Source organism: Vibrio sp. 10N.286.48.C11, assembly GCF_041469805.1.
GTDB lineage: Bacteria > Pseudomonadota > Gammaproteobacteria > Enterobacterales > Vibrionaceae > Vibrio > Vibrio crassostreae_C.
The window spans coordinates 105,757-118,565 of sequence record NZ_JBFRLK010000037.1 but is presented as its reverse complement, the minus strand read 5'-3'; the positions used below and the strand labels follow the sequence as shown (position 1 = coordinate 118,565).

Genomic DNA, 12,809 nt, shown 5'->3' with positions numbered 1-12,809 from the left:
ATAGATTACGCTGGTTGAGCAATAAAGCTTTCGCGCTCGAGTTCACTCGCTACATTTTTGCCATCTTTGTAGGTCGCAGCAATTGAAACAAACGCTTGTTCGACGACCAGAAAAGCTTGGACAACTTGCGGATCAAAATGCGTCCCATTGCCCTCTAAGATGATCTGTTTAGCTTGTTCATGAGTAAAGGCTAGCTTGTAGACTCGCTTCGAGATGAGCGCATCATAAACATCAGCTAATGCCATTAAACGGCCAGATAACGGGATATCTTCACCAGACAACTGATTAGGATAACCACTGCCATTCCATTTCTCGTGGTGAGTCAGAGATATCTCCTTTGCGACTCTTAAGAAAGAGCTACTTCCCAACTGCTTTTCTGCAATAGATAACGCTTCAGCCCCAATCGCGGGGTGACCTTTCATTATCTCAAACTCTTCGTCCGTCAATTTGCCCGGCTTCAATAACACACTATCAGGAACACCTACTTTGCCCACGTCGTGCAAAGGCGCAGATTTGTAGAGCAACTCGATGTAGTTTGGTGTTAACAAGCTTGAGTGGGTTTCTGATTTGCTGAGCTCTTGTGCGAGCACCTTGACGTACTCTTGAGTTCTTAGGATATGTGCGCCCGTTTCATTGTCTCGAGATTCAGCCAATGCCGATAAGCTCACAATGGCCACGTCACGTGTGGTTTTGACTTCGTTTTGCGCGGTTTCAAGGCTATCAAGCATGGTATTGGTCATAGATGCCATTGAGCCAAGCTCGTTGTAGCCGAAAATAGGTAAGCGAACGCCTTGCTCGCCATTGGTGACTTTGTTTAATGCGTGCTCTTGGCTTAGGAGAATACGCTTAATTAGCTTGCTCCAAAGCGTCATGATGGTTATCGCGTAGCCACCCAGTACCACAGCCAAATAAATAAACTCTTTGATCACGCTGATCTTGCCGGTGCCATCCAATAAGCGGTCAGGGTTATGTTCTAACCAGAAGATGTCTTTGACAGCAATCATCGTCAACATAGTCGTCAGTGTTACCAGAAGCACGATAACCAAGCCTATCATCTGCTTGACCAGTGAACTTCTTTCACCAACCAGTTGGAAGTCGAATTGTCCAGTCGTCTCCATTTTATCCATTTGGCTGAGCTTGGCATTCAATTGAAGAATGGTTCCGGTAAAGAAGCCGAATAGACTCATGCCAAACAGCACCTTCAAATTACTATCTATGGTGAATTCATAGCTTAAGTTGTAGTAGAGCGCGAAAGGCACACTTGCAGCAAAAAATAGCAGGGTATCGAGTTGCGCGAATCGGCCTTGCTTGACCAAGGTATGTTGCGCCAATGGGTAACAACGTGCGAGCCATAATAAGATAAACACAATACTGACTTGTGTGAAAATCTCTAACGTCGTTAAGCTATCGAGCATAGGGCACACCCGACTGCCATAGGTGCCAAACAGCACGCCAGCAATGACGTATAACTTAGTCGTTAGCGATTGATTGTAATTTGAAGTATACATCGGTAAGCCTTTGTTCTCATTCTTATTAGATTTACGCATTCATTGATTCACGACTTTAGAATTGCGAATGATTAGCATAAGTGACGTGAATAAGACCGGAAATTCTATCGATAGCTTTCGTGGATTGATACAAGAAACTGGTTTGTGTTAGAGATTTGTTAGCTAGGTGGGGGTTATTGCAGCATTTTTATGAAGATACTTGAATAGCCTCGGTCGAGGTTCGAGGCTATTCAGTCTGTGTACTGGTTAGAATCGCGAGTGATTGAGTTTGCTATCTACTTTACCCCGTTACTTTTTGAGATTGATTTCAGCTTCGATTGAGCCGGTTTCAATCTCAGGGTGAGACGCTAGTTTGTCTGCAGCCCATTGGTTGATGTGTTTCAGAATAGCAGACACCGCGTGTTTTTCCGTTGGTGCTTGGTCTTGTTCGACATCGATCTTTTGCTTTGGATGTGAGCCTGTCGCATCTTCAGCAATATGGAGCCAATCTGGATGCCAGTAATATGGCTGACCGCTCGGTGTTGTCCAACTGTGAACACCGTTTGACTCTCCTTTATAACTTAATTGGTCTGCTTCTATTTTTTTCATTGTTATCTCGCATGTTTTTGGGTTACATCAAATTATTGAGGTAGAAAGCCAACTTAGCTCCTACCTTGGGTACAAACTTAGCAAAGCTTACAAAGTTATCTGTGAACCAATTCACACTATTGTGGAAATTAGGTGCGATCATATGGATAGCAGCAATAGTTGTTGGCGTAAGTGATAAAATCACTGGCTCACAGAATTTCTCTAGGTAGTACAATTAGATGGCGCGTTATGAAGAGCTTGCAAAGGATATTCGAACTCAGATAGCCAACAATACGTGGCGATCCGGAGAGAAGATCCCTTCGGTACGCATGAGTTGTCGAAATTACAACGTCAGCAATAGTACTGTCTTACAAGCCTACCAGTTGCTAGAAAGCGAAGGGTGGATCATCGCTAAACCTCAGTCGGGCTACTTTGTAGCGCCAAGGCTGGACGGCGTTGACTACGCACAGCCACTCGTTAGTGAAAAGAAAGCCATTAATGACCGCTTATTTGATTTCTTGAAGTCGAGTTCAGCCGAAGGTGTGATTCCTTTCGGCTCTGCATTCCCAGATCCCGACCTTTTCCCGTTACCTACCTTGACTCGAAACCTTGCCAGCGCGGGTAGGAAGATGACTGGCGCGAGTGTGATAAATAATTTACCACCGGGCAGTGAGTCCTTGAGAAGGCAAATCGCACAGCGTTATCTGCAGCAAGGGATCACGGTTAATCATCAAGACATCGTGATTACGTCGGGTGCTATGGAGGCGCTCAACTTGAGCCTGCAAACGGTCACCAAGTCGGGTGATAACGTCGTGATTGAGTCTCCCGCATTCTATGGTGCTCTGCAGGCTGTCGAGAGGCTCGGGCTTAACCCGATCGAAGTGGACGTTTGCCCAATCAATGGGTTGAATATAGAGCAGTTTGAAAACGCGCTACAAAACCAAGATGTTAAAGCGTGTTGGCTGATGACGACTTTTCAAAACCCAACGGGAACCAGTTTGTCGGAACAGGCAAAGCGCCGTGTGGTAGAGATTGCAGAACAGCATGGAACCTACATTATTGAAGATGACGTGTATGGCGATCTTTATTACGAAGGGAATAAGCCGAAGCCACTAAAGGCCTTCGATAAGACCGATTCCGTCTTGCTCTGTGGGTCGTATTCAAAAAGTTTGTGTCCTGGTTATCGAGTAGGGTGGGTTGTGAACACGCGTTTTAACGACGCGATTCAAAAGTTACAGCTTCTTTCTACGTTATCGAGTAGCGCTCCTGTTCAACTTGGTGTCGCTCATTTCTTAACGCATGAAAGCTACGACAATCACCTTCGTAAACTGCGTAAAAACCTTGTCGTCAGGAAAGAGCGATTTATCGATGTCATTAAGCAGTACTTTCCGCATTCAATAGAGATTGAAGAGCCGGCTGGTGGCTACTTGATATGGATTCGCTTTTCTGAAAAATTCGACAGCCAACAGTTTCATCAACTGGCTATCGAGCAAGGCATTAGCGTTGCATCTGGCGATCTGTTTAGTGAGCATGGCAGAGTGGATAACGCGATACGATTGAACTTCTCTTATGAACTGACAGAAGAGAAAGAACAGGCGCTCATCTGGCTTGGCAAACTGGCACATCAACTTACGCACTAGTAAAACCTTAAGTCCCTCATAAAAAAGACAATCATTCCAACTGTACGGGTTGTTTGTGGGGTAACTGTACGCCTAATTGACCAAAGAGTTGTGATTCAATAACGGTAGACCAAATATTGGAGATACCGTTATGTTGAAAATGACTATGGGAAATGAAGTTAAGCTGATTATTGTCGCTATTGTGTGTGCGCTTCTGCTTATTCTCGGCCACGTACTGCTGGCAAAAGCATTCGCTGATATGGCGTGGGCGGAATACACCACTGCCGCGATCCCATTCGTTATGATGGCAATTTGCGGTCTTGCAATAAAATACGCTATCGACCAAGATGTGGATTAGCTTTTGAAATAATGAGTCTCAGATAGTGGCACGCAGAAGCATCTGGACTCGTTTTATTCCGAACATAAAAAAACCTCCGCAAGTGCGGAGGTTTTTGTTTGTTCTTAACTTTTAATATCGAATAGGTTTCGAATTAGAAGTTTGCAGAGCGTGGTGTACGTGGGAATGGAATCACGTCACGAACGTTACCCATACCTGTTACGTAAGATACTAGACGCTCGAAACCAAGACCGAAACCAGCGTGTGGCACTGTACCGTATTTACGTAGGTCGCGGTACCAGCTCATGTGCTCAGGGTCGATACCCATAGCAATCATACGCTCGTCTAGAATGTCTAGACGCTCTTCACGTTGTGCACCACCGATGATTTCACCGATGCCTGGTGCAAGTACGTCCATTGCTGCAACTGTTTTGCCGTCGTCGTTTAAGCGCATGTAGAAAGCTTTGATGTCTTTCGGGTAGTTCTTAACGATAACAGGTGCTTTGAAGTGCTCTTCAGCTAGGTAACGCTCATGCTCAGAAGACATGTCGATGCCCCACTCAACGTCAAACTCAAATTTCTTACCAGAGTCTAGTAGGATTTGGATTGCGTCAGTGTAGTCAACTTGTGCGAAATCAGCGTCTACGAATTGCTCTAGACGAGTAATTGCTTGCTTGTCGATGCGAGAAGCGAAGAATTCAAGGTCATCGCGGCGCTCTTCAAGAACAGCAGCGAAAACGTACTTAAGCATGTCTTCAGCCAGTTTCGCTACATCGTTAAGGTCTGCAAACGCAACTTCAGGCTCAACCATCCAGAACTCAGCTAGGTGGCGGCTTGTGTTTGAGTTTTCAGCACGGAACGTAGGACCGAACGTGTAAACCTTGCTTAGTGCACAAGCATAAGCTTCAGCATTAAGTTGGCCAGATACTGTTAGGAACGTCTCTTTACCGAAAAAATCTTCGTTGAAGTCTACGTCGCCTTTTTCAGTGCGTGGTAGGTTTTCCATGTCTAGCGTAGAAACACGGAACATTTCACCAGCGCCTTCTGCATCAGATGCAGTGATAAGCGGAGCAGAAGTCCAGAAGAAGCCTTGCTCGTGGTAGAAACGGTGAATCGCTTGAGATAGACAGTTACGTACACGTGCTACTGCGCCAATCACGTTTGTACGTGGACGTAGGTGAGCAACTTCACGAAGGTATTCGATAGAGTGACGTGTCTTAGCCATTGGGTAAGTGTCAGCGTCTTCAACCCAGCCTACAACTTTAACGTCAGTTGCTGCTAGTTCGAAGTCTTGACCTTTCGCAGGAGACTCAACAATCTTACCCGTTACTTCAACAGAGCAGCCAGTTGTTAGCTTTAATACTTCGTTTTCGTAATTATTAAGATTATTAGGAACCACGGCCTGAATCGGGTCGAAACAAGAGCCGTCATAAATGGCAAGGAAAGAGATTCCAGCTTTGGAATCACGACGTGAACGGATCCAGCCGCGAACAGTTACTTCACTGTCTACCGCTAGCTTGCCGCCAAGTACGTCTGTTACAGGCGCGTAAGTCATGTTGATTTCATTCTCCATTGAGGGACAAATTCAACTCAAAGTCTCTGGCATTGCTGCAAATAAATATACATTTGCACAATAATTAGCCGAAACATTAAGTTGTATAAACTTTTTAAATCGATTGAACATATTACCTGTCATACCGACAGCTTCAACCTTTATTCTTGCTTGGTGAAAGAAATATTGTGTCTACTGACGATAAATAGGTTTGAGGGTGTGTTTTTTGTTCGATCTTAGCGTCAGCCTTACCTTTCACCCTATGTGAGCTGCTGAACGAGCATGGCGTAATCGAAACCTTTGTTTTCAATAATGGGAGTGTGATTGTGTTGAGACTCACTCTACATTGGCGTGGATTCAGTCATTTTGGACTTGATCACCTTCTTAATTTCCCACTAAAGCAACAAGAGGAGTTTAATATCTACGTGTTAATTACGCCGCCTTAACCCCTGCATTCTCTCTACACCCGCACTTTTCGAGCGCTCGCTCATTCAAGAAAAACAGTCGATCAAATTATGTCTCAACAAGGCAGGACTGGCTGTACAAGTAAAAGAGAATTACATGCTTAATTATTTAAAAAAACACTGGTTATCAAACGTTAAAGGAGATTCATTATCTGGGATTGTGGTTGCACTCGCATTGATCCCTGAAGCCATCGCATTTTCAATTATTGCAGGCGTTGACCATAAAGTAGGGCTCTATGCCTCGTTCTGTATTTGTGTCGTCACTGCTTTGGTTGGCAGTCGTCCGGGAATGATTTCCGGTGCAACAGGCGCTATGGCGCTACTAATGGTCACTTTAGTGAGAGAGCACGGACTAGAATATCTACTCGCCGCTTCATTTCTAGCTGGCGTCATTCAGATCGCAGCTGGTTATCTCAAGCTTGGTAACCTGATGAATTTCGTTTCCAAATCGGTGATTACTGGATTTGTTAACGCGCTCGCCATTCTAATTTTCATGGCCCAACTTCCTGAATTAATCAACGTCCCTTCAAGCGTTTACGTGTTAGTCGCTTTGGGTTTGGCGATCATTTATCTGCTTCCTTATTTCCCCAAGTTTGGTCGCGCAATACCTTCTCCACTGGTCGCGATTGTTACCCTGACAATCATTAGTTTGCTCTTCGGCTTAGATGTGAGAACGATTGGCGATATGGGCAAGCTTCCCGATTCACTGCCTGTGTTCTTGATTCCTAATATTCCATTCACGTTTGAGACGCTTGCAACCATCCTGCCATATTCGATTGCTCTGTCTCTGGTTGGCTTGTTGGAATCCTTGATGACAGCGACCATAGTCGATGACCTGACTGATACTGAAAGCAATAAAAACAATGAGTGTAAAGGGCAGGGCGTTGCGAACATCGTGGCTTCCCTTTTTGGTGGAATGGCGGGCTGCGCAATGATCGGTCAGTCGATCATTAACATCAAATCAGGTGGCTTAACCCGATTGTCCAGCATGATCGCTGGGGTGGTTTTGTTGCTAATGGTGGTGTTTGTTTCTGATTGGTTGAAGCTGATACCGATGGCCGCTTTAGTGTCTGTGATGATCATGGTTTCTATCGGCACATTCTCATGGCGTTCCATTGTTGAGCTTAAAGATCACACACTGCCAACCAATGTAACCATGCTAGCAACCGTGGCGGTGGTGGTGTTTACTCATAATTTAGCAATAGGTGTTGCGGTTGGCGTGGTGCTGTCGGCTCTGTTTTATGCACATGCCAGCAAATCCATGGTGTTTATATCAGATGAAGTCGTGACAAACGAAATGCACACCATTCACCGAGTAAAAGGCCATGTCTTCTTTGCTTCGTCAGATGCGTTTGTCGACTTATTTGATTATGACAACGCGACCTCTTTAGTGACCATCGATATATCGGATGCGTCATTCTTAGATAATACCTCGGTCGAGGCGCTTGATAAGGTTGTGTTCAAGTTCCGTAAAAAAGGGGCTTACGTTGAAGTGTCAGGAATGGATAGCGTGAGTGCGAACCTGATAGTCAAACACGCGATGTATCACAAGCATAAAGACTTAACCGCGGTTTCCATTACGCACTAATCTTGGTTTAAGGTACTTTTAAAGCCTGAAAGCCTGAAAGCCTGAAAGCCTGAAAGCCTGAAAGCCTGAACTAGACATTGTTATGAAGTTAAAGCGCTCATTGTTGAGCGCTTTTTTGTTGGCGATCTATGACTTCTTCTTTGTACTCGACAAAGTAAACTGATTAATCAGCGATTCAAGATGATCAGATAGCTCTTCTAAGTCATTGCTGATGTTGCGAGTTTCAGCCGCGGATTGCGATGTGTTGTTGGCGTGAGAGGTGATGGTTTCAACCTTTTGTTGAACATCTTGAGTCGCTTGTGTGGTGGATTGCGTTTGCTGCTGAATATTCTGTGCGTGAGCCAGCACCTGTTTCATCTCTTCGACCACACCATTCATTTCAATTGAAAGTGCGTCGATATCGGTTGAGCTTTGATGGGCTTGTTCGCAAACGCGATCGGCAGAAGTTAGCGACTCTTCACTGCCTTGCTGGAATTGATGAATGATTGACTCAATGCTGCCTGTTGCTTCTGCGGTTCGCGATGCAAGGTGGCGAACTTCATCTGCCACTACCGCAAACCCACGACCTTGTTCTCCCGCACGAGCTGCTTCAATCGCTGCATTCAAGGCCAGAAGATTGGTTTGGTCAGCAATGCCACGAATCACACTCAATATTGAAGAGACCTCTCCGGTTTGCTCATTGAGTGTCAGTATTTTGTGTTTCACTTCTTCTATGCTGCTAACGAGGTTTTTTATCTCACTGCTTGCGTCGTGTGCTTGGTTGGCACTCTTACATGCCACATCGGCGGTGTGATTAATAAGCTCTGAAGCCGTTAAAGTCGCTTGTTCTACATTGACTTGCTGTGCCTGTATTCCTTCGACATTATGTTGCACTTCGGCGGTTTCGCTTTGCTGGTCACTGGCGGCTTGCTCGGTAATTTGCGCGACACTAGTCAGTTGGTTGGCAGACGCATTCAGTTTGTGCGAGGTGTTTTGTACCTTTTCTAAGCTGTCGTATACGGTTCCCATGAACGAGTTGATGGAGTTAGCCAGCGTGCCAATCTCATCCTTGCTTTGTTCTGGCAGGCGAGTGGATAGGTTTTTATCGTTGCTGACTTGGGTCATAAAGCGAGAAGTCTGTTGCAGCGGGCGCACGATAATCTTACGAATTAATCCCATCGTAAGGACAAATCCGGCAAACGAGATCACTGCCATAATGCCAATAGCAGCCATGGTTTGAGTGTTAATCAGCGAGTTAACATGGTTAAGGTTATATTCGAGACGAATCGCACCCAAGACTTCACCTTCTGGTGCCATATGACAGGCGACACAATTGGTTCCTCGGTAATCTTCACTCGACTTCATTGGCAGAGCAATAACCAAGCCTTTGCCCCAATCAGCAGAAAAAGGTTCGATAACGGTTTCGCCCGCTAGCGCTCGTTTATCAATATCGTCAACCGGTGTTTGGTTGTCATTACCTGGGCCATATAACTTGCTGACAGCGTCGGCGCGTAAAACACGAACGTCTTCAATGCCTTCTTGAGCCAGTGCTTTCTGACGAAGGGTCTCTTTTTGTGCCATGGTGCCGGTGAGCATCATCATATTGAGGCTATCGAAGTAGTTACTTGCTTTGTCGTGAAGCTGCTCACTTAACACTGAGTTTACAAGTTGCTTTTGTTGCGAATATTGGAAATAGGTCGATATTGCCAGCAAAAAGGTGAACACGATGGCGAGGGCCACTAGGATTTTAAAGGTGATTGTTGAGCGCATAAGGTGTTTGTTTTTATTAATTATAATGACGCAAATACTGTACTAGTAAGAATTCCTACCACCTATGGGGTATAACGAATTGTGTGACCACACTCCGGTTGTGGTTATGTTTCTGTGATGTAACAAGTTTGTGCGGAATCTGGTGTTGAAATGGAACGCGCTTCAAGCTCCTCGCTGTTCTTAAAACAGACTGTTGTTTTGGGAAAATTGAAGTGCAGCATCGAGTTTTGATTGTGCTGATAATTAGAAAAGCCTAGGTTGTTAATTAGCTCGATGTATTTGTCCGCTTGTCTTTTATCAATAAAGACTATTGTTTTAGACGACTTAGTGGTTAATTTATATCCAAATGGCTGTTTTGTTCAATTTAATAGCAAAAATTGTGGTTATAGCGTTGTGTTTCGAGGCTCATTCGATAAGATGAAAAGACCTCTATGATAGAGGTAGGGCAGCAACGGATACGCTGCTTTAAATACTATGGAATGTGACTTATTGGACACATACATGAAATTCAAGATTACATCGCCGATTATTGAACCTACGGAAGGTTCACCACATCAGTTAATGCTAACTCATGCTTCTCGTTTTACCTCTTTTAAGACAAGCTCCCCTTTGAACGCCCTGTTCGACAACGTCTCTGCACGCTTCTTTACCGCTTATCGCTCCTATTGTTATTCGTTTTATAACTTTATTTCTATCTGAACTCCTTTGTCATCCGCTCGATGAACGAAGACTCACATCTATAAAAACTAAACAAATAAGTTAAAAACAATGAATATTAAAATGATGGGTAGCTCCCTAATTATCGCTGGTACCGCTCTCGGTGCTGGTATGCTTGCGATCCCAATGGTATTAGCTCAATTCGGATTGCTTTACGGCACACTGCTGATGGTACTGATCTGCTTCGGTACGACTTACGCAGCATTACTACTTCTAGAAGCGACCATCAAAGCGGGTGGCGGTCTAGGATTAAACTCTATTGCCCGAAAAACCTTGGGTAAACAAGGTCAGTTGCTTACCAACGGCTTGCTATACGCGTTGTTGATTTGCCTATTAATGGCTTACATTCTGGGCGCAGGTGACTTGCTGAGTAAGTTACTGTCTAACTTTGGCGTCGAAATCACCGCGACTACCAGCCAAACCGTGTTTACCTTGCTTGCTGGCGCTGTAGTCGCAAGTGGTACCGGTGTGATTGATAAGCTCAACCGAGCATTGTTCTTCGTGATGCTTGCTAGCTTGTTTGCAACCATGGCTTTCTTGGCGCCGAGCATGACTCAAGAAAGCTTGATGCAGGTAACCAGTCATGACCACGTTGATCTAATCAAAACCAGTGCCATCCTGTTTACGAGCTTTGGCTTTATGGTGGTGATTCCAACCTTGGTTTCTTACAACCACGAAGCGACAGACAAACAGCTGCGTAACATGGTGATCATCGGTTCTCTGATCCCATTAGTGTGTTACTTGTGTTGGTTGTTTGCGGTAGTGGGCAACTTGAGTGAAGAGCAATTCAGAAGCTTTGAGAACGTATCAGATTTGATGGCGGCGTTTGAGGCTCAGTCTCCTTGGGTGGGTAACGTTCTGTCTACCTTCACGGGCTTGGCGTTGTTGACCTCTTTCTTTGGTGTGGCGATGGCGTTGTTCAACCAGAACAAAGACATGTTCAACCAAAATACAGTGGTAACGTACTGCATTAGCTTTATCTTGCCGTTGGCGGGTTCATTGCTTGCTGCAGACAAGTTCCTACAAGTACTGAACTACGCTGGCATCATCTTGGTGTTCCTAGCGGTGTTTGTTCCTCTGGTGATGGTCCACAAACAGCGTTTCATGAAAGTTGCTGATGACCGATACCGAGCAGAAGGTGGCAGCGCAATGATGTTGTTCTCACTGCTGTTTGGTTGTTTCCTGCTTATCTCACAAGTGATCTAGTTCTTTGGTCCATTATCTAAGATGCGAATCGAGCATCTTAGATATAAGTGGCCGGAATTCAGATACAAAAAAGGAACGCATCGGCGTTCCTTTTTATTATCTGCTGATTAAAAACAGATTGATTCAAAGGCTATCAACAAACAACCTTAACAGCCAAACCACCTTGAGAAGTCTCACGGTATTTAGCGTTCATGTCTTTACCTGTTTCTAGCATTGTTTCGATAACTTTATCTAGAGAAACAGTAGGAGCAGAAGAACGACGAAGTGCCATACGAGTCGAGTTGATTGCTTTAACTGCAGCAATACCGTTACGCTCGATACATGGTACTTGTACTTGGCCAGCAACTGGGTCACATGTTAGACCTAGGTTGTGCTCCATGCCGATTTCTGCAGCCATACATACTTGCTCAGGGCTACCACCCATAAGCTCAGCAAGACCAGCAGCAGCCATAGAGCATGCCACACCAACTTCACCCTGACAGCCAACTTCAGCACCAGAGATTGAAGCGTTACGCTTGTAAAGACCACCGATCGCGCCAGAAGCTGCGAAGTAACGGATGTAATCTTTCTCTGTCACTGTTTGGATGAACTTATCGTAGTAAGCCAATACAGCAGGGATGATGCCACATGCGCCGTTTGTTGGTGCCGTTACTACACGGCCGCCAGCTGCATTTTCTTCGTTTACTGCGAAAGCAAACATGTTTACCCAGTCAACAACCGACATTGGATCATTGGTTGTTTTTTCTGAAGTCATTAGCTGTTGGCGAAGTGCTGCTGCACGGCGAGGAACACGTAGTGGACCAGGCAGGATACCTTCAGTATTCATACCGCGATCCATACACTCACGCATAGTTTTCCAGATGTTAGCGAAGTAAGTGCGAGACTCTTCGTCTGAGTGGAACGCTGCTTGGTTTTTCATAACCAGTGTACTGATAGAAAGACCGCTTTCTTTGCACTGATTAACCAGCTCTTCAGCTGTTGTGAATTCGTAAGGTGCTTTGATTGGGTTTTCTTCTTCTTTGCCGAAGTTCTCTTCGTCAACGATGAAACCGCCACCAATTGAGTAGTACGTTTTTGAGTATGCAACTTCGTCACCAACCCATGCATGAATGCTCATGCCGTTCTCGTGTAGAGAAAGGTTGCTAGTGTGGAAGTTCATACCGCCATCGCGTGGGAACGATACTGTATGACAGTGCATGCCAACAGGAAGGCGCTCAGTTTCTTCTACGCGAGCAATGAAGCCAGCAATAGAATCGATATCAACACGCTCAGGAGTATTGCCAGCAAGACCCATGATGATTGCGATATCTGTGTGGTGACCTTTCCCTGTCAGTGATAGTGATCCATATACGTCCACGGTGATTTTAGTGATGTCGCGCAATTTTCCCATTGAACGTAGGTCATCAATAAATTCTTTACCCGCTTTCATTGGTCCAACTGTGTGTGAGCTCGATGGACCAACACCGATTTTATAGATATCAAATACACTAATCATAGCGATT

9 protein-coding genes are annotated in these 12,809 nt (G+C 45.1%); 4 read left to right on the top strand and 5 right to left on the bottom strand.

Going from position 1 to position 12,809, the window contains the following annotated elements; genetic code table 11:
• Positions 1-5: 5 nt before the first annotated feature.
• Positions 6-1,547, bottom strand: coding sequence for an HD-GYP domain-containing protein (locus tag AB4209_RS10570; RefSeq protein ID WP_372055815.1), 1,542 nt, complete (start codon positions 1,545-1,547; stop codon positions 6-8).
• 249 nt (positions 1,548-1,796) lie between these two features.
• Complete coding sequence (locus tag AB4209_RS10565) at positions 1,797-2,096, bottom strand: hypothetical protein (protein ID WP_017060414.1); 300 nt, start codon at positions 2,094-2,096, stop codon at positions 1,797-1,799.
• 218 nt (positions 2,097-2,314) lie between these two features.
• On the opposite strand from AB4209_RS10565, the gene AB4209_RS10560 reads away from it, so the two are divergent.
• Together AB4209_RS10560 and AB4209_RS10555 are read left to right on the top strand one after the other, a co-directional pair.
• Complete coding sequence (locus AB4209_RS10560) at positions 2,315-3,715, top strand: PLP-dependent aminotransferase family protein (protein WP_372055813.1); 1,401 nt, start codon at positions 2,315-2,317, stop codon at positions 3,713-3,715.
• A 130-nt stretch (positions 3,716-3,845) separates the two neighbouring features.
• Positions 3,846-4,052, top strand: coding sequence for a hypothetical protein (locus AB4209_RS10555; protein WP_004734707.1), 207 nt, complete (start codon positions 3,846-3,848; stop codon positions 4,050-4,052).
• Positions 4,053-4,185: 133 nt separating this feature from the next.
• Here AB4209_RS10555 and asnS read toward each other — a convergent pair whose 3' ends face one another.
• Complete coding sequence (gene asnS / locus AB4209_RS10550; RefSeq protein ID WP_017060416.1) at positions 4,186-5,586, bottom strand: asparagine--tRNA ligase; 1,401 nt, start codon at positions 5,584-5,586, stop codon at positions 4,186-4,188.
• Positions 5,587-6,144: 558 nt separating this feature from the next.
• Between asnS and AB4209_RS10545 the strand changes: the two genes are divergently transcribed.
• Positions 6,145-7,635, top strand: a complete 1,491-nt coding sequence (locus tag AB4209_RS10545; protein ID WP_372055811.1) for a SulP family inorganic anion transporter — start codon at positions 6,145-6,147, stop codon at positions 7,633-7,635.
• Positions 7,636-7,761: 126 nt separating this feature from the next.
• On the opposite strand, the gene AB4209_RS10540 is transcribed toward AB4209_RS10545, so the two are convergent.
• On the bottom strand, positions 7,762-9,384 hold the full coding sequence (locus AB4209_RS10540) for a methyl-accepting chemotaxis protein (protein ID WP_372055809.1): 1,623 nt from the start codon (positions 9,382-9,384) through the stop codon (positions 7,762-7,764).
• A 780-nt stretch (positions 9,385-10,164) separates the two neighbouring features.
• On the opposite strand from AB4209_RS10540, the gene AB4209_RS10535 reads away from it, so the two are divergent.
• Entirely contained in the window at positions 10,165-11,307 is a 1,143-nt protein-coding gene (locus AB4209_RS10535) for an amino acid permease (RefSeq protein ID WP_372055831.1), read from the top strand.
• Positions 11,308-11,440: 133 nt separating this feature from the next.
• On the opposite strand, the gene AB4209_RS10530 is transcribed toward AB4209_RS10535, so the two are convergent.
• On the bottom strand, positions 11,441-12,802 hold the full coding sequence (locus AB4209_RS10530) for an L-serine ammonia-lyase (protein WP_017060420.1): 1,362 nt from the start codon (positions 12,800-12,802) through the stop codon (positions 11,441-11,443).
• Between the last annotated feature and the right edge of the window lie 7 nt (positions 12,803-12,809).